The 15,755-nt window shown below is 67.9% G+C and carries 18 protein-coding genes; 3 read left to right on the forward strand and 15 right to left on the reverse strand.

Annotated features, from left to right (window positions below; genetic code table 11):
- Positions 1–244: 244 nt before the first annotated feature.
- From B2J86_RS15045 to flgB, 7 genes are read right to left on the reverse strand one after another with little or no spacing between them, the layout of a single operon-like run.
- Entirely contained in the window at positions 245–961 is a 717-nt protein-coding gene (locus B2J86_RS15045) for a flagellar basal body L-ring protein FlgH (RefSeq protein WP_169169187.1), read from the reverse strand.
- A gap of 41 nt (positions 962–1,002) precedes the next feature.
- Positions 1,003–1,785, reverse strand: coding sequence for a flagellar basal-body rod protein FlgG (gene flgG / locus B2J86_RS15050; RefSeq protein WP_169169186.1), 783 nt, complete (start codon positions 1,783–1,785; stop codon positions 1,003–1,005).
- A gap of 42 nt (positions 1,786–1,827) precedes the next feature.
- Positions 1,828–2,568, reverse strand: coding sequence for a flagellar basal body rod protein FlgF (locus tag B2J86_RS15055; protein WP_169169185.1), 741 nt, complete (start codon positions 2,566–2,568; stop codon positions 1,828–1,830).
- Between the two features lie 46 nt (positions 2,569–2,614).
- Entirely contained in the window at positions 2,615–3,880 is a 1,266-nt protein-coding gene (gene flgE, locus B2J86_RS15060; RefSeq protein WP_169169184.1) for a flagellar hook protein FlgE, read from the reverse strand.
- 56 nt (positions 3,881–3,936) lie between these two features.
- On the reverse strand, positions 3,937–4,608 hold the full coding sequence (locus tag B2J86_RS15065) for a flagellar hook assembly protein FlgD (protein WP_169169183.1): 672 nt from the start codon (positions 4,606–4,608) through the stop codon (positions 3,937–3,939).
- Between the two features lie 27 nt (positions 4,609–4,635).
- Positions 4,636–5,040, reverse strand: coding sequence for a flagellar basal body rod protein FlgC (gene flgC, locus B2J86_RS15070; RefSeq protein ID WP_169169182.1), 405 nt, complete (start codon positions 5,038–5,040; stop codon positions 4,636–4,638).
- A 25-nt stretch (positions 5,041–5,065) separates the two neighbouring features.
- On the reverse strand, positions 5,066–5,488 hold the full coding sequence (gene flgB, locus B2J86_RS15075) for a flagellar basal body rod protein FlgB (protein WP_173026014.1): 423 nt from the start codon (positions 5,486–5,488) through the stop codon (positions 5,066–5,068).
- Between the two features lie 219 nt (positions 5,489–5,707).
- Here flgB and flgA point away from each other — a divergent pair, with 219 nt between their 5' ends.
- From flgA to B2J86_RS15090, 3 genes are all read left to right on the forward strand, one after another.
- Entirely contained in the window at positions 5,708–6,451 is a 744-nt protein-coding gene (gene flgA, locus B2J86_RS15080) for a flagellar basal body P-ring formation chaperone FlgA (RefSeq protein WP_173026015.1), read from the forward strand.
- A 92-nt stretch (positions 6,452–6,543) separates the two neighbouring features.
- Positions 6,544–6,864, forward strand: a complete 321-nt coding sequence (gene flgM / locus B2J86_RS15085) for a flagellar biosynthesis anti-sigma factor FlgM (protein ID WP_173026016.1) — start codon at positions 6,544–6,546, stop codon at positions 6,862–6,864.
- Positions 6,865–6,903: 39 nt separating this feature from the next.
- Positions 6,904–7,272: a hypothetical protein gene (locus B2J86_RS15090; RefSeq protein ID WP_169169178.1), complete on the forward strand. Its 369-nt coding sequence runs from the start codon at positions 6,904–6,906 to the stop codon at positions 7,270–7,272.
- A 52-nt stretch (positions 7,273–7,324) separates the two neighbouring features.
- Here the strand turns inward: B2J86_RS15090 and B2J86_RS15095 are convergent, their stop codons facing one another.
- From B2J86_RS15095 to motB, 8 genes are all read right to left on the reverse strand, one after another.
- A complete protein-coding gene (locus tag B2J86_RS15095; protein WP_173026017.1) occupies positions 7,325–8,047 on the reverse strand; it encodes an RNA polymerase sigma factor FliA in 723 nt (240 codons plus the stop codon).
- Positions 8,048–8,051: 4 nt separating this feature from the next.
- Positions 8,052–8,855, reverse strand: coding sequence for a hypothetical protein (locus B2J86_RS15100; RefSeq protein ID WP_169633465.1), 804 nt, complete (start codon positions 8,853–8,855; stop codon positions 8,052–8,054).
- Complete coding sequence (gene flhF, locus B2J86_RS15105; RefSeq protein WP_169169175.1) at positions 8,848–10,362, reverse strand: flagellar biosynthesis protein FlhF; 1,515 nt, start codon at positions 10,360–10,362, stop codon at positions 8,848–8,850. Before flhF ends, B2J86_RS15100 begins: the two co-directional genes overlap by 8 nt.
- The gene (flhA, locus tag B2J86_RS15110; protein WP_169169174.1) at positions 10,359–12,440 is read right to left on the reverse strand and encodes a flagellar biosynthesis protein FlhA; all 2,082 of its coding nucleotides are present in this window, start codon (positions 12,438–12,440) and stop codon (positions 10,359–10,361) included. Before flhA ends, flhF begins: the two co-directional genes overlap by 4 nt.
- Positions 12,437–13,591, reverse strand: a complete 1,155-nt coding sequence (locus B2J86_RS15115) for a flagellar biosynthesis protein FlhB (protein WP_169169173.1) — start codon at positions 13,589–13,591, stop codon at positions 12,437–12,439. The genes flhA and B2J86_RS15115 overlap by 4 nt, the downstream gene beginning before the upstream one ends.
- A 125-nt stretch (positions 13,592–13,716) precedes the next feature.
- The gene (locus tag B2J86_RS15120; protein ID WP_169169172.1) at positions 13,717–14,340 is read right to left on the reverse strand and encodes a protein phosphatase CheZ; all 624 of its coding nucleotides are present in this window, start codon (positions 14,338–14,340) and stop codon (positions 13,717–13,719) included.
- Between the two features lie 6 nt (positions 14,341–14,346).
- Complete coding sequence (cheY, locus tag B2J86_RS15125) at positions 14,347–14,733, reverse strand: chemotaxis response regulator CheY (protein WP_169169171.1); 387 nt, start codon at positions 14,731–14,733, stop codon at positions 14,347–14,349.
- A gap of 72 nt (positions 14,734–14,805) precedes the next feature.
- On the reverse strand, positions 14,806–15,738 hold the full coding sequence (gene motB / locus B2J86_RS15130) for a flagellar motor protein MotB (RefSeq protein WP_169169170.1): 933 nt from the start codon (positions 15,736–15,738) through the stop codon (positions 14,806–14,808).
- Positions 15,739–15,755 lie beyond the last annotated feature (17 nt).

Raw genomic sequence — 15,755 nt, forward strand, 5'->3', positions numbered from 1 at the left:
AGCGCGCAGCGCTGGGGTCGCAGACTTCGGGTCGCCTTCTCTTTGGTGACTTTCTCTTGGCGATCAAGAGAAAGTTACTGCGCCGCCGGGCGCACATCCCAGCCAGCAGCCTCCGCAAAAAGCGCGCTCTAAACCAAACCCCTGCCCGCGGCACAACCCAATTAATAAAAAACCAATGAAAAGTGCCTCTAGCCCAATAAATACCAGCGCTGAACGCTATGTTTTAAAGAGCAAGCGCAAAAATTCAAAACGGCGAAACCGCGTTGAACGCGCGCCCCAGCCAGCCCATGGCCTGGACCTCACTCTGCGCCCCGCGCCCGCGCGACTGCACGCGCACGTTGGCCACCTGCGTGGAGCTCACGATGCTGCCCGGCTGCAGCGCGCGCGGGTCCACCGTGCCCGAAAAGCGTAGCACGTCGACGTTGTCGTTCACGCCGATCTGCTTCTCGCCCGCCACCACCAGGTGGCCGTTGGGCAGCACCTCGATCACCGTGGCCGTGATCGAGCCCGTGAAGGTGTTGGCGCTCTCGGTGCCGCCCTTGCCCGAGAAGTTGTTTTCCGTGCCCGCGCCGACCTGGGTCTTGTCGCCCAGCACCTTGTTGTTCATGAACGGCAGCGCGGTGATGCCGGCCTTGATGCCCGATTTGCGGTCGATCGTCGACGACGAGGTCTGGCTGGCCGTGACGCGCTCGACGATCTGGATCGTGACGCTGTCGCCCACCATGCGCGCGCGCCGGTCCTCGAACACGGGGCGGTAGCTGGCGCTGCGGAACAGGCTGCCCGTGGCCGGGCCGACCATGGGCGGTGCCGCGGCGATGGGCGGCGGCGCAGTGGGCAGCAGGTCCACCGGCGGCGGCGGCGACAGCGGGGCGCAGCCGCTGCACAGCAGCACCAGGCCGGCGCTCCAGGCGGCCGCGTGCCCGGGCAGGTCGAGACGGAAGGAGGACAGGGGCGAGCGCATGGCGAAATTCCTGGGTGCGGTGGGTGCGTTGAAGCGCGCGGTTACAGCTGGGCCAGCTTCGCCAGCATCTGGTCCGAGGTCTGGATGGCCTTGGAATTCATCTCGTAGGCGCGCTGGGTCTGGATCATGGTCACCAGCTCCTGCACCACGTTGACGTTCGAGGTTTCCAGGTAGCCCTGCAGCACCGTGCCCAGGCCGTTGGTGCCCGGCGTGCCGCCCGTGGGCTGGCCCGAGGCGGCGGTCTCGACATAGAGGTTCTGACCGCGCGGCTCCAGGCCCGCCGGGTTGATGAAGGTCGCCATGGCCAGGTTGCCCATGGGCTGCGGCGCGGGGTTGCCGGGCAGCAGGGCCGAGACGGCGCCGTCGGCGCTGATGCTCACGCCCGTGGCATTGGGCGGGATGGTGATGCCACCGCCCACCGGCAGGCCGCTCGACGTGACCAGGCGGCCTTGCGCGTCGACCTGGAACGAGCCGTCGCGCGTGTAGCCAATGGTGCCGTCGGGCTGCGTGACCTCGAAGAAGCCGTTGCCCTTGATGGCGACATCGAGGTTGTTGTTCGACTGCTGCAGGCTGCCCTGCATGAAGTTGCGGCTGGTGGCCACGGTGCGCACGCCCAGGCCCAGGTGCAGGCCGGTGGGCAGCTGGCTTTGCTCGGTGGTTTGCGAGCCGACCTGGCGCAGGTTCTGGTAGATCAGGTCTTCGAACACCGCGTTGGCGCGCTTGTAGCCCGTCGTGGAGACGTTGGCCAGGTTGTGCGAGATGACGTCCAGCTGGGTTTGCTGGGCTTCCATGCCGGTCTTGGAGATCCAGAGCGAATTGATCATGGTGTTTCCTCGTGTGCGTTCAGGGTGAGTGCGTGCTCAGGTTCAGCCGTTGAGGCTGAGCAGCTGGCTGGCCGATTTGTCGTTGGTTTCTGCGGTTTGCAGCAGCTTCATCTGCTGCTCGAACTGGCGCGCGGCGGCGATCATGCCGACCATGCTCTCGACCGCGTTCACGTTCGAGCCCTCGACCGCGCCGGCCAGCAGGCGCGCGTTGGCGTCCTGGGGCAGCGGCTCGCCCGAGGCGGTCCGGAACAGCCCGTCGTCGCCGCGGCGCAGCGGATCGTCGGCCGTGGGCGCGGCGAGCTTGAGGCGCCCGAGCACGGTCGGCGGCTGGCCTGCGGTCTTGGCGGTCAGTGTGCCGTCCGAGCCCAGCGAGAGGTCGGCGCCCGGGGGCACGTCGATCGGCGCGCCGCCGTCCGAGAGCACGGCCAGGCCGGTGCCGGTGCGCAGCTGGCCGTCCTGCGCGACCTCGAAGCTGCCGTTGCGCGTGTAGGCCTCGGTGCCGTCGAGGCCCTGCACGCCAAACCAGGCATTGCCCATCGCCATGGCGTCGAGGCTGCGGCCGGTGCGCTGCACCGGGCCCGAAGCTTCCGAGTGGCCGGACGTCGCTTCGAGCGCAAACACGCGCGTGGTCGAGCCCTCGCCCTGGATGGGCACCGAGCGGAACGTCGACATCTCGGCGCGAAAGCCGTTGGTCGACGCATTGGCCAGGTTGTTGGCCAGCACCGCCTGCCGGTGCGCGGCCGCGTTGGCGCCGGTCATGGAGGTGTAGATGATGCGGTCCATGGCGGTGGCTCCGTGCGTTCAGGGGGTCAGAAAATCAAGCGGGCGGTCAGCGCAGGTTGACCATGGTCGAGAGCACCTGGTCCTGCGTCTTGATCGTCTGGGCGTTGGCCTGGTAGGCGCGCTGCGCGGTCATCATGTTGACCAGCTCGGCCGTGAGGTCGACGTTCGACTCTTCGAGGGCGCCCGAGCGCAGCCCGCCAAACGTGCCGTCGCCCGGCTTGCCCAGCACCGAGGGGCCCGATTCGAACGACTCCACCCAGTTGTTGCCACCCACGGCCAGCAGGCCCTGGGGGTTGCGGAAGTTGGCCAGCGCCACCTGCGCCTCGGCGCGCGTCACGCCGTTGGAGTAGCTGGCCATGACCATGCCGTCGTTGGAGATGTTGATGCTGGTCAGTTCGCCCGAGGCGTAGCCGTCTTGCGTCAGGTCGGCGACGGCGAACTTGCTGCCGAACTGCGTGACGTTGGAGAGGTCGATGTCGACCGGGAAGGGCGCCACCGCCGGTGGGGCAGCGCCAGCGTTGGGGTTGGAGCTGGGCGTGACGGTCAGGCTCAGCTTCGCAGGCGGAACGATCTCGCCCTTTTCATTGAACGTGAGCGTGCCCACTTCCGTGGTCACAGCGGGGTCGAGCGTGTCAAAAACCTTCCATTCATTAGAGCCGCTCTTTTCGAAATACAGGTTCACCGGGGTGGCAACGCCCTGGCTGTCGTAGACGTTGATCGAAGTGCCATAGGTCGAGCGCGGCGTGGCCGCCACGGCGGCCACCGGGGGTGTGGCGGTGGGATCGGCCGCCACGCCGGCGGCCAAATTGGCGCGCGCATCCACATTCAGCGTCGCCTTGATGCTGCCGGTCTGCTTGGCCTGGATGGGGGCGCCGGTCGGGAACGACAGCGGCGTCGCCATCGAAGTGCCCACGCCGGTGGCCGGATCGACCTTGAACCCCATCACCTGCGCGCCGCCGTTGGTCACCACGCTGCCCGCCTTGTCGATCTTGAAGTTGCCAGCGCGGGTGTAGGCCGCCGAGCCGTCGGGCATTTGCAGCCGGAAGAAGCCGTTGCCGTTGATGGCAACGTCCAGGCTGTTGCCAGTGACCGTAAGGTTGCCCTGGCTGAACTGCTGCGCCACGGCCGCCACTTCGACGCCGATGCCGGCGTTCTTGCCGCTGCCGGCACCCATGGTCGAGGCGACCACGTCGGCAAACTCGGTGCGCGAGGCCTTGAAGCCGGTGGTGCCCGAGTTGGCGATGTTGTGGCCGATCACGTCCAGGTTCTTGCTGGCGGCGTTCAAGCCCGAGAGACCTTGTTGAAAACCCATGGTGTGCTCCTGAAGATATAGCTGCTTGCGCTTGCCGGTATTGGGCTGCGGTGCGATTAAAGGATGGACTTGATGGCGCCGTAACTGGCCGAGCCGCCGCGCGCCAATTCGAGCTGCAACGCGCCGTTGCTCATGCTGACGGCGGCGACATGGTCCACCGTGAGCGCGGTGGCCGCGACCGGGGCCTCTCCATTGGCGGCCAGCACCTTGAAGCGCAGAGGCCCGCTGTCCATGTGCCCCGTGCCATCCCACTCGAAGTTGTAGCGCCCTTCCTTGAGTGCGCCGAGGTCGACCATGCCGACCTCCTTGCCGCCCGCGTCGAGCACCTGCACGCGCACGCTCGCGGCGCTGCCGGTCAGGTCCAGCGCGCCATAGCCCTTGGAGGTTTCGGTGTTGAGTGCCAGCGAGTCACCGTCGACCAGCACCTGGCGGCCCACCATGGCACTGCCCTGCACCAGTTGCTGCGATGCAAACTGGCCGACCAGGCCCTTGACGGTTTCGTTGAGCTGCTGGATGCCGGTGACGGTGTTGATCTGCGCGATTTGCGAGGTCATCTGCGCGTTGTCCAGCGGGTTCATCGGGTCCTGGTTGTTGAGCTGGGCCACGAGCAGCTTGAGGAAGCGGTCCTGGGCACTGGCCGGGTCGTTGGCGTTGACGTCGCGCGGGCCGGCGGCGCTGGCGGCGTTGGCGCCCGCGGTGTAATCGGTCGATGAGATGGGTGCGGTCATGGCGGGGCTCTTTCGGCGGTCGGGGGCTTATTGGCCCATTTGCAGGGTCTTGAGCAGCAGCGACTTGGCCGTGTTCATGACCTCGACGTTGTTTTGGTACGAGCGCGAGGCCGAGATCATGTTGACCATCTCCTCGACCGCGTTGACGTTCGAATGCGTGACATAGCCCTCGGCATCGGCCGATGGGTGGCTCGGGTTGTGGATGCGCCGGCCCGGAGTGTTGTCCTCCTGAATGGCCTTGACGCGCACGCCCGCCGAGCTGTCCGCGCCCATGGGCGCGGTCTGGAACACGACCTGGCGCGCCTTGTAGGCCTGGCCGTCGGGGCCGGCCACGGCATCGACGTTGGCCAGGTTGCTGGCGACGACGTTGAGGCGCTGCGACTGCGCGCTGACGGCGCTGCCCGAGACGCTGAAGATGGAGAACATCGACATGGCAGGGGGTGCTTTCTAAGACGGCTCACTGGCCCTGGATGGCGCTGAGCATGGTTTTGGCGTTGCCGTTGATGAAGCGCAGCGTGGCCTCGTAGCGCACGGCGTTGTCGACGAAGTTGGCGCGCTCGCGGTCCAGGTCGACGGTGTTGTTGTCCAGGCTGGGCTGGGTCTGTACGGCATAGCCCAGCGCGCCCTCGCCCGCTGCGCCCAGGCGCACCGTGGGCAGGGCCATGTGGTGGGCGTGGGTGGGCGCCGCAGCGCCACGCGGCCCTGGGCTGGCGCCGCTGTGCGTGGCCTCGCGCATGGCTGCGGCAAAGCTCACGTCGCGTGCCACGTAGCCGGGGGTGTCGGCGTTGGCGATGTTGCTGGCGATGGCCCGCTGGCGCTCGGCGCGCACGAGCAGCGCGCTGCCGTGGAAGTCCAGCTTTTGGGTCATCTTGTCGAGCATGTCGGGCCTTGCGGGAAGGTGGCAGAAGGGACCCACGCTATAGGGCGGTGTCCGGCGTGGGGCAATTATGGAAACGCCGGGTTTTCTCTAAAGGGGAAAGAGCGCGGGGATCGCTGCGCAGTTCGGGGTATCGCCGCGGCGTGCGCTGCCTATATTTGCAGCGGTGAAAGAGCCTGCGCGCTGTGCGCAGGCGTCCGTGGATTTCCTGGAGGCCCCGCCATGCCCGCTCCCCTTGCCTTAGCCGACAACCCCGCCCCGCTCATTGCGCAGCGCGTGCGCACGGCGTTCGTTGCGCTGTCGCTGGGGTGCGCGGTGGCGGCGGCCACTGCGCAGGCGCCGGCCGAACTGGGCCAGGCCACGCAGCAGTGGCTCGATGCGGCGCTGCAGCAGCAGTCGCAGGGCATGCTGCGCATGGAGGTCAGCGTGGGCGCGCTCGACGAGCGCCTGCGCCTGGCGCCGTGCGCGCGCATCGAGCCCTACCTGCCGGCCGGTGCCCGCTTGTGGGGGCGCTCGCGGCTGGGTCTGCGCTGTGTGGAAGGGAGCACGCGCTGGAACGTCTTCCTGCCCCTGACTGTGAAGGCGTTTGGCCCCGCCTGGGTGCTGACCGGCAACGTGGCGTCGGGCGCGGTGCTGACCGAGGCCGACGCGACCGAGAGCGAGGTCGATTGGGCCGCCGAGGCGGCGAGCATCGTGGCCGACCCCGCGCAGTGGGTGGGCCAGGTGGCGTCGCGCCCCTTGCACGCCGGCCAGGCGCTGCGCCAGTCGATGGTGCGCGCGCCCCACCTGTTCCAGGCGGGGGCCCAGGTGCGTGTGGTGGCCGAAGGGCCGGGCTACGCCGTGAGCGGTGGCGGCCAGGCCCTGGTGGCCGGCGCCGCAGGCCAGACTGTGCGCGTGCGCATGGGTAATGGAAAGATCGTCAGCGGCACTGTTGACGAAAGTGGAACAGTCACGGCCCAGTTTTGAGCCGCAGGCGCATAAAACGCTAAAGTAGGCAGCCCACAGGTCGAAAACATTGCTACTGATGCCCCATACCACACGGGGTGGTGGAGAGAGCGATGAAGATAGGTCAAACACCGGAGTTGCCCAGCGCGGCAGTGCAGGCAGGTTCTGCCAAGCAGCAGGGCAAGGCCGCTGCACCCGCAGCCCCAGGGCTTGCCACAGGCGCCGCCGCAGCGGCCGCCACCGCCGGTGTGCCTGTCAGCCTGTCGCGGGCCGCGCTCGCACCTACCGGCCGCACCGCGGGCGACTTTGACGCCGACCGCGTGAAGGCCGTGCGTGCGGCCATCGAGCGCGGCACGTTCAAGGTCGATGCCGGGGCCGTCGCTGACAAGATGCTGGCCAATGCCACGGAGATCCTCTCGCGCGCACGCTCCTGAGCGGACTGCCTGCGTTTTTTTTGATTCTGTGGCCTCGCCATGTCCCTTGAACAAGCCCTGACCGACGTCGAGCAGTCCCTGCAAGCCGTGTCGTCCCGCCTTCTGGCGAACGATGCGCTGGCGCTGGAGCGCAGCAGCGCCCATCTGCGCGCGGCCGTCGCCGGCTTGTCCGCGGTTCTGGCCGGCACGCAGAGGCAGGCGTTGTCGCCCGCGGTGGCGCAGCGCGTGCAGCAGGTGCATGCACAGCTGGCGGCGCAGCGCGAGGGCCTGGCGCGCCTGGCCGCCGCCACGGACCGCCAGGCGGCGGTGGTGTTGCCCTCGGTGCGCGACGACGCCACCTACGCCCAGGCCGTGGGCGTGCGCGCTGTCTCGGGCGCGGGGGCCCGCATCTACCGCTCGGCCAGCTGAAGTCCAGCAGCCGCAGGCCGCAAGGCGGCTTCTTGGGTGGAGTGGGGTGCCCTCAGTGGCTGCGCATCTTGGCGCGCAGCCGCGCAATCGACTGGCTGTGCAGCTGGCACACGCGCGATTCCGTCACGCCCAGCACCGCGGCGATTTCCTTGAGGTTCATGTCCTGCTCGTAGTACATGCCCATGATGTACTGCTCGCGCTCGGGCAGGCCCTCGATGGCCTTGACCAGGGACGCGCGCAGGCGCTGGTCGCGCAGCAGTGCCATCGGGTCGCCCGCGTCGTCGGCCGTGTCATGGCGCTCCAGGAAGCCCTCGTCGTCCTCGCCGTGGCCGCGCGCCATGTCTTCGAGGTACACCAACTGCGTGCCGCGCACCTTGCCCAGCAGGCTTTGGTAGTCCGCCAGCGCCATGCCCAGCTCCGCTGCGATCTCCGACTCGAGCGGGCTGCGGCCGAGTTTCTGTTCCAGGCGCTGCACGGCCTTTTCGATGTCCTTCTGGCTCTTGCGCGAGCTGCGGCTCATCCAGTCGCCCTCGCGCAGCTCGTCGAGCATGGCGCCGCGGATGCGCTGCGTGGCAAAGGTCTCGAACTGCACGCCCTGCGCCACCTCGTAGCGCGACAGCGCTTCGGTCAGGCCGATCATGCCGACCTGGATCAGGTCGTCCAGCTCGACGTTGGGCGGCAGCTTGGCGATCATGTGGTGCGCGAGGCGCCGAACCAGCGGAACATACTGGCGGATCACGGCATCGCGTGCGAGCTGGCCTTTGGCGGTGTACATCACTTCAATGGCTCTGGAAAGAAAAGAGGGGGTGGCCTGCCGCGGGTGCGGCCTGCGGCCAGGCGCAGTCCTCGGGGGCGCCGAGCGTGCACGCGTTCTCCAGCAAATGCAAGGCCAGGCGCTGCATGTCGGGTGCGTGGCCGGCCTGCACCACGGTGGTGGCGACGCTCTGGCCCAGGTGGCGTGCTGCGCACTGGCGCACGGCGTTCACCGCGTCATGGCCGTGGCGCTGGAGGTCGCTGTCGTGCGAGGGCACCAGGCAGGCCACGGTGGCGGGCAGGCCGGCATGTAGCGCCAGGAGCTTGAGCTGGCGGTAGCTGTCCACCACGCCCGCCGGGCCGGCCTGCATGGTGAGCAGCGGCGTGACCGCCGTGCCTGTCAGCAGCGGCGATGCCAGGGTGCCGACCGGCGCGTGGAGTACCACCAGGGCGTACTGGCGAAACAGCGGCTGCAGCGCCCGCAGCGGTGCATCCAGAGGGCGGGCCTCGAACGCCAGCATGTCCAGACCGGTCATCGCCGGCAGCACGGCCAGCGACCCGGCATCCATGCCAGTGTGGGGGAGGGCATCGTCGCCCCAGGGGGCGCAGGCCAGCAGGTGCTGCAGGCCGGGGGCGTCGTCACTCTCCTGCGCCGTGCCGTCGAGCACCACCACCGGGTGTCCCAGGCGCTGCAGCTGCGCGCACACCTGCCACAGGGTTTCCAGCGCATGCGCATTCCCGCCCTGGCTGGCGACGACCGCCAAGCGCAGCTCGGCCTGCGGCGTGTGGCTGTGCAGGCTGGTGCCTTGGTGCAGGCCGATGTCAAGCATCGACCAGCCCTCTGTCGTGCACCGGCTGGGGCGTGTGAGAGAAAAAGAAGTTCAGGTCGCTGGCCTTGGGGTCGAACGCCGAGCGCGCGGGGGCGCGCATTGACGTGCCCACCAGCTTGTGCGCGTCGGCGGCTTCCCAGTCCTCGGGCACGCGCTGGCCATTGGTCACGCCGCGCAGCACCATCTGGTGGCGGATCAGTGCGTCGATCGAGGGGCCGAGCTTCACCGCCTCGTCCACCTTCGAGAGGATGGCCTGCTGCGATCCATCGGTCTTGAAAGCGGCCAGGGTGTCGTCCAGCGTGTCGCCATGGCAGCCGGCGTTGAGCACCAGCAGCCGGTTGACGTGGGGCAGGTTCAGCACATCGAGCATGTCGCGCTTGCGCGGGTCGCGCGGGGCCACGCCCGTGGTGTCGATGAGCACCATCTTCTTGCCGCCGAGCAGGCCCAGCAGGTCTTGCAGCGCGGCCCGGTCGTGCGCCAGGTGCGCGACGATGCCGAGCATGCGGCCATAGGCGCGCAGCTGTTCGTGGGCGCCCACGCGGTAGGTGTCGAGCGTGATCAGGCCCACGCTGGCGGGGCCGTGGATGCGCGCGCACATGGCGGCCAGCTTGGCGGTGGTCGTAGTCTTGCCCACGCCGGTCGAGCCCACCAGGGCGTAGATGCCGCCTTCCTGGTACAGCGGGCGGGCGCCGGCATCGGTCTTGAGGTTGCGCTCGAGCACCTCCATGAGCCAGCGCACCGATTCGCTGGCGTCGAGCTCATCGGGCAGGCGCTCCAGCACGGCGCGCGCCAGCGCAGGCGAGTAGCCCGCGCGGATCATCTTGAGCATCAGGTTGGACTGGATCGGGTTCTGGCGCGCCTGGCCCAGCCAGGACAGGGTGTTGAACCGGTCCTCGATGAGGTCCTTCATCGACTGCAGCTCTTGCAGCAGCCCGTGCGGGTTCATGCTGGGCGCCATCGCCACGGGGGCGGGTTCGCGGCGGGGCCGGGGAGCGGGCTCGGCCATGAAGGCCGGGCTGGGGGCGGGCGCCGGACGCAGCGGGTTGTGGCGCGCCACCGGCGGCGGCGCTTGCATGACACTGGCTTCGTGGGTGAAGGACGGGGACTGGAATGCCGCCGCAGGCGCGGCTGCGACGGGCTGGGCGGCGCTGCCTTGCAGGGCTTCGTGGCGGCGGCGCAGCATGCGCTCGCGCACATAGTCCTGGAACGACAGGGTGCTCATGGCCAGCTTCTCTGTGTCTTCCTGCACCGGGTTGCGCAAGGGCGCCGGGCGCGGCTGCATCTCGCGCGCTTCGGGCTGCGCGCTGCGCTCTTGGGCGCGGCGTGCCACGGGGCTCGCCGCCTCGGGCGAATCCAGGGCGCTGAGCGCATCTTCGGCCGTGGCCACGACCTCGACGCCGGTGGCGGTGGGGCGGTTGGACAGGATGAGCGTGCCCTCGCCAAAGGCCATGCGGGCCTTGGCCAGCGCCTCGCGGGCGGTCGCTGCGTGAAAGCGTTTGAAGTTCATGCCGAGGCTCCTTTGAGGATGGGCCCGATGCGGATCGTGTGGGTTTCGGGAATTTCACTGTGCGCCAGCACCTGCAGGCGCGGGGCCACGCGGCGCACCAGGCGGGCGATGGCGCCGCGGATCTGGTCGGGCACCAGCAGGCAGGCCGGCAGGCCGATCTCTTCCTGTTTCATGGCCACCTCGGCGGCTTTCTGCGTAAGGATGTCGGCCACGCCGGGGTCGAGCGCCGGCCCCGCGGCATTGCCCAGGGCCTGCACCAGCAGGCGCTCCAGGCCGGGCTCGATGGCGATCACGTTGAGCTCGCGCGTCGGGCCATAGATCTGCTGCACGATGGCCGGCGACAGCGCAATGCGCACGCGCCGCGCCAGCTCCACCGGGTCGGTGATGCTCACGGCATGCTCGGCCAGGGTTTCGATGATGGTGCGGATGTCGCGGATGTGCACCGACTCCTCCAGCAGCAGCTGCAGCACTTTCTGGAACGTTGCGATCGACACCATTTTCGGAACCACTTCTTCAATCAGTTTGGGGGCCAGCTTGGCCACGTGCTCCACCAGTTGTTGGGTCTCTGTGCGGCTGAGCAGCTTGGCGGCTTGGACTTGCATCAAGTGTGACAAATGGGTCGCCATCACGGTTTCCGAATCAACCACGGTAAAGCCCGCCATTTGCGCCGCTTCCTTCTGGCGTTCGTCGATCCAGTGCGCGGGCAGACCGAAGGCCGGGTCGGTGGTGGGCGTGCCGATCAGCGGCGTGGTGATGCCCCCGGGATTGATCGCCAGGTGCATGCCGGGAAAGGCCTCGCCCTCGCCCACGACCACGCCGCGCAGCGTGATGCGGTAGGCGCTGGGCTTGAGTTCGAGGTTGTCGCGCACGTGCACCGGCGGCGGCAGAAAGCCGACCTCCTGCGCGAACTTGCGCCGCACGCCCTTGATGCGCGTGAGCAGGTCGCCCTGGCGCGTTTTGTCGACCAGCGCAATCAGGCGGTAGCCCAGCTCCAGGCCCAGAAGGTCCACGGGCTGCAGGTCGTCCCAAGTGGCTTCGCCGTCGCCCACGGGGGCCATCGGCGCCTCCACTTCGGCAGGTGCTTTCTGGCGCTGCGCGAGCGACCAGGCGGTGTAGGCGAGCAGCGAGCCGACGGCCAGAAACACCACATGCGGCATGCCCGGGATCACGCCCAGCAGGATCAGGATGCCCGCCGTGATGCCGAGCACGCGCGGCGAGGTGAACAGCTGGTGCACGATCTGCTGCCCCATGTCCGAGTCCTTGCCGACGCGCGAGATCACCATGGCCGCCGCGACCGAGATCAGCAGGCCCGGAATCTGCGCCACCAGCGCGTCACCCACGGCCATCAGGATGTAGGTGTCGGCCGCCTTGCCGGCCGACAGGCCGTGCTGCAGCATGCCGATGGCAAAACCGCCGACGATGTTGATGACAAGGATCAGCATGCCCGCCACCGCATCGCCGCGCACGAATTTGGAGGCGCCGTCCATCGAGCCGAAGAAGTTGGCTTCTTCGGCCACCTCGGCGCGCCGGCGCTTGGCTTCTTTCTCGTCGATCAGGCCCGCGTTCAGGTCGGCGTCCACCGCCATCTGCTTGCCGGGCATGGCGTCGAGCGTGAAGCGCGCCGACACTTCGGCAATGCGCTCCGCGCCTTTGGTGATCACGATGAAGTTGATCACCACCAGGATGGCAAACACGATCAGGCCCACTGCGAAATTGCCGCCGATCAGGAAGTGGCCAAAGGCCTCGATCACCGCACCGGCCGCGCCCGGGCCGGTGTGGCCTTCGAGCAGCACGACCCGGGTCGAGGCCACGTTGAGCGACAGGCGCATCAGCGTGCTCAGCAGCAGCACCGACGGGAAGGCGGCAAAGTCCAGCGGTTTGAGCATGTAGGCCGCCACCATCATCACCATCAGCGCCACGGCGATGTTGATGGTGAAAAAAGTATCGAGCAGCCAGGTGGGGATCGGCAGCACCATCAGTGCCAGGATGGCCACCACCAGCAGCGGCGCCGACAGGCCCTGCACCGCGGCGGCGTGGGTGCCCGCGAAGCGGCGGGCAGAGTTCAACGAGAAATTCATGGCGGCGTGTCTCGGTGCGCTGGCTTGTGGTGCGGGTCCAGCTCGGGGGGGACATAGGGATCGGCCAGCGTGTCGGGCATGCGGCCCTCTCCGCGCAGGGCGGCCTTCAGGCGGTAGACATAGGCCAGCACCTGCGCCACGGCGGTGTAGAGCGTGGCGGGAATCGGTTGGTCGAGTTCGGCGTGCGCGTACAGCGCGCGCGCCAGCATCGGCGACTGCAGCACGGGCACGCCGTGCGCGGTCGCGAGCTCGCGGATCTTCATGGCGATCAGGTCCGTGCCCTTGGAGACCACCTGCGGCGCGCCCATGGACTGGTCGTCATAGCGCAGGGCCACGGCGTAGTGGGTCGGGTTCATGACCACGAAGTCGGCCTTGGGAACGGCCGTGACGCTGGCGCCATCGGCAATCTCGCGCTGGCGCTGGCGCATGCGGCCCTTGGTCTGCGGGTTGCCGTCGGATTCCTTGTGCTCCTGCTTGACTTCCTCGTGGCTCATCTTGAGGCGCGACTTGAAGAAGAACGCCTGCAGCGGCACGTCGACCAGCGCCACCAGAAATACCACCAGCAACAGCAAGGCCATGCCCGAGGTCAGCCAGCCGGCCACCTGGCGAATGGCCAGGGGCGAGGGTTGCAGCACCAGCATGGCGACCTGGTCCAGGCTGCTGCCCAGGTAATTCCAGGCGACGGCCGAGAGCACGCCGGTCATCAGCACCATCTTGGCCACATTGGCCATCTGCTGCTTGGAAAAGAGATTGGCCGCCCCCGCGAGCGGATTGAGGCGGTTGAACTGTGGCGTGATCGGCTTGAAGCTCCACACCCAGCCGCCCGCGCCAATGGCGCTCACCAGCGCCGCCGTGCCGGTGAGAAACGCAAACAGCGCGCTGGCCAGCAGGCCCAGCACGGCCATGCTCTGCAGCCGCGTGAGCATGGCGCCTGGCGAGCGCACGGTGGTGGCGTCGAACACCAGCTGCTGGCCCATGGCCCGCTGCAGGTGCTCCAGCAGGGCCGGTGCCAGCACCAGCATGCAGGCCGCGCCCGTGCCCAGAATCGCCAGGTGCGAGAGGTCGCGCGAGCGCGCCGCCTGGCCGTCGGTGCGGGCCTTCTGGAGCTTGCGCTCGGTGGCGGGGAGGTTTTTATCTTGGCTCGATTGCATGGGGGCGCGACGTCTTCTGTCGTGCCATTGTCCCGAGCCACCTGTGAATCTAAAGCCCGATAAGAGGGCCTGCGGGGCGCCTATTCAAAACCAAAACGCGCGCCCCGTCTGCAGCCTGTGCGATTTTAAAACCCGAGGCTGGCCAGCAGGTCGTCCACCTGCGACTGGTCGGTGACCACGTCCGCCGTTTTTTCGGGGTTGACCACGGGGCCCGCCAGGTGCGCGCGCGGCGCTTCCGCCGGTGCCGCAGCGACGGGCGTGGGCGCGGTCTGGATCACCAGCTGCACCAGTTGCTGCTCGATGGTGGCGGCCAGCGTCACCACGCGGGCGATCACCTGGCCCGTGAGGTCGTGGAAGTCCTGCGCCATCATGATTTCGGTCAGGTGCTCGTCGGTGGCCTTGGCCACCTGCCCCACATCGCTGAGAAAATTCATGATTTCGCCCGAGGCCACGGCTCTTACGGGGTCTTGCACCAAGGCCGTCGTGACGCGGCGCGTCTCCGCGGCGAGGTGGTCGTGTTGCACCTTGGCCTGCTCGACACGGCCCAGCACCTTTTCGGCGGCTTCGCCCGTGAGCCGGGCGATGTACGACAGCCGGCTCTGGGCATCGGGCAGCTCGCCCATGGTGCCGCGCAGCTGGTCGGTGTAGCCCAGCTCGTTGAGGGTGTCGTGCAGCTGGCGCGTCAGGATCCCGATCTTCTGGTGCACATCGATCGGGTCGGGCGCGGGAGGGGAGAGGCTGGCGTCCATGGCGTTCTACAAGCCCAGCTTCTTGATGATCAAGGTGACTTTTTCTTCCAAGGTGGCCTTGGTGAACGGCTTGACGATGTAGCCTGCCGCGCCGCCCTGGGCTGCGGCCACGATGTCTTCCTTGCGCGCTTCGGCGGTCACCATGAGCACGGGCAGGTGCTTGAGTTTTTCATCGCCCTTGATTTCGGTCAGCAACTGGAAACCGTTCATGTTGGGCATGTTGATGTCGGTCACGACGAAGTCGAACTTGCTGTTGCGCAGCTTGTGCAGGGCGACGACGCCGTCTTCTGCCTCATCGGCGTCGGCGAAACCGCTTTCCTTGAGCAGGTTGCGCACGATGCGCCGCATCGTGGAGAAGTCGTCAACGATCAGAAAGCGAAGGGCTGTGGCCACGTGGGACCCTTTCGGTCGAAAATTACGGTGTGCATTGTCATGGGGTGCCGCGGTTGTGACAAGTGGTTACTTTTAGCTCCCGGAGGGAGGATTGTCCGGCTTTTCAGCGGGCAATTGTGCCGTGGGGGCGATGGGGGGCGCCTGGCCCAGCAATCTTTCTTCCGCCTCGCGCGTCAAAACCGTGATCGTGATGCGCCGGTTGACCGGTGCGCGCGGGGTGTCGGGCTCCAGCAGATGGCTGGCGGCCAGGCCCACGACGCGGCCCAGCTTGGCGTCGGGCATGCCGGCGGCCACCAGCTCGCGGCGCGAGGCGTTGGCGCGGTCGGCCGACAGCTCCCAGTTGCTGTAGCCGCGCTCGCCATTGCCATAAGGCGCGGCGTCGGTGTGGCCCGCCAGGCTGATGCGGTTTTCGACCCCGCCCAGCGCCGCACCAATCTCGCGCAGGATGTCGCGCATATAGGGTTTGACCAACGCGCTGCCGCTGTCGAACATGGGCCGGTTCTGCTCGTCCACGATCTGGATCTGCAAGCCGTCGGGCGTCACATCGATGCGGATCTGCGAGCGGTATTCGTTCAGGCGCGGGGTCTGCGTGATGATCGTTTCGATCCTGCTGCGCAGCGTTTTGATGCGCGCCGCGTCCTGGCGCGCCATTTCGGCGCGCGCCGTGTCCGGGTTCATGCGCCTTTGCTTGTCCACGTCCGAGTCCGAGCGCCGCACCTGGCCGTGCACCTTGCTCAGGTCGTTGCCGCCGCCCGGAATCACGCTCGAACTGTTGCCCGCGCCGTTGCCGCCCGTCATGGCCACCTGCAGCGGCGCATTGAAATAGTCGGCAATGCCTTGCAGCTCGCCTTTCGCGGTCGAGCCCAGCAGCCACATCAGCAGAAAGAAGGCCATCATTGCCGTCACAAAGTCGGCATAGGCAATCTTCCAGGCGCCGCCATGCGGGGCGTGGCGTCCCTTCTTGACGCGCTTGACGATGATGGGCTGGAGCTTTTTCTCGGCCATGGTGCGAAACGGTGCGG

It is taken from the genome of Acidovorax sp. SRB_14 (assembly GCF_012932145.1).
GTDB lineage: Bacteria > Pseudomonadota > Gammaproteobacteria > Burkholderiales > Burkholderiaceae_C > Simplicispira.

What these genes read in the sequence shown, in the direction of transcription:
- B2J86_RS15045 (WP_169169187.1), bottom strand. Translation starts at nt 961, where the DNA reads ATGCGCTCGCCCCTGTCCTCCTTCCGTCTCGACCTGCCCGGGCACGCG.
- flgG (WP_169169186.1), bottom strand. Translation starts at nt 1,785, where the DNA reads ATGATCAATTCGCTCTGGATCTCCAAGACCGGCATGGAAGCCCAGCAA.
- B2J86_RS15055 (WP_169169185.1), bottom strand. Translation starts at nt 2,568, where the DNA reads ATGGACCGCATCATCTACACCTCCATGACCGGCGCCAACGCGGCCGCG.
- flgE (WP_169169184.1), bottom strand. Translation starts at nt 3,880, where the DNA reads ATGGGTTTTCAACAAGGTCTCTCGGGCTTGAACGCCGCCAGCAAGAAC.
- B2J86_RS15065 (WP_169169183.1), bottom strand. Translation starts at nt 4,608, where the DNA reads ATGACCGCACCCATCTCATCGACCGATTACACCGCGGGCGCCAACGCC.
- flgC (WP_169169182.1), bottom strand. Translation starts at nt 5,040, where the DNA reads ATGTCGATGTTCTCCATCTTCAGCGTCTCGGGCAGCGCCGTCAGCGCG.
- flgB (WP_173026014.1), bottom strand. Translation starts at nt 5,488, where the DNA reads ATGCTCGACAAGATGACCCAAAAGCTGGACTTCCACGGCAGCGCGCTG.
- flgA (WP_173026015.1), top strand. Translation starts at nt 5,708, where the DNA reads ATGCCCGCTCCCCTTGCCTTAGCCGACAACCCCGCCCCGCTCATTGCG.
- flgM (WP_173026016.1), top strand. Translation starts at nt 6,544, where the DNA reads ATGAAGATAGGTCAAACACCGGAGTTGCCCAGCGCGGCAGTGCAGGCA.
- B2J86_RS15090 (WP_169169178.1), top strand. Translation starts at nt 6,904, where the DNA reads ATGTCCCTTGAACAAGCCCTGACCGACGTCGAGCAGTCCCTGCAAGCC.
- B2J86_RS15095 (WP_173026017.1), bottom strand. Translation starts at nt 8,047, where the DNA reads ATGTACACCGCCAAAGGCCAGCTCGCACGCGATGCCGTGATCCGCCAG.
- B2J86_RS15100 (WP_169633465.1), bottom strand. Translation starts at nt 8,855, where the DNA reads ATGCTTGACATCGGCCTGCACCAAGGCACCAGCCTGCACAGCCACACG.
- flhF (WP_169169175.1), bottom strand. Translation starts at nt 10,362, where the DNA reads ATGAACTTCAAACGCTTTCACGCAGCGACCGCCCGCGAGGCGCTGGCC.
- flhA (WP_169169174.1), bottom strand. Translation starts at nt 12,440, where the DNA reads ATGAATTTCTCGTTGAACTCTGCCCGCCGCTTCGCGGGCACCCACGCC.
- B2J86_RS15115 (WP_169169173.1), bottom strand. Translation starts at nt 13,591, where the DNA reads ATGCAATCGAGCCAAGATAAAAACCTCCCCGCCACCGAGCGCAAGCTC.
- B2J86_RS15120 (WP_169169172.1), bottom strand. Translation starts at nt 14,340, where the DNA reads ATGGACGCCAGCCTCTCCCCTCCCGCGCCCGACCCGATCGATGTGCAC.
- motB (WP_169169170.1), bottom strand. Translation starts at nt 15,738, where the DNA reads ATGGCCGAGAAAAAGCTCCAGCCCATCATCGTCAAGCGCGTCAAGAAG.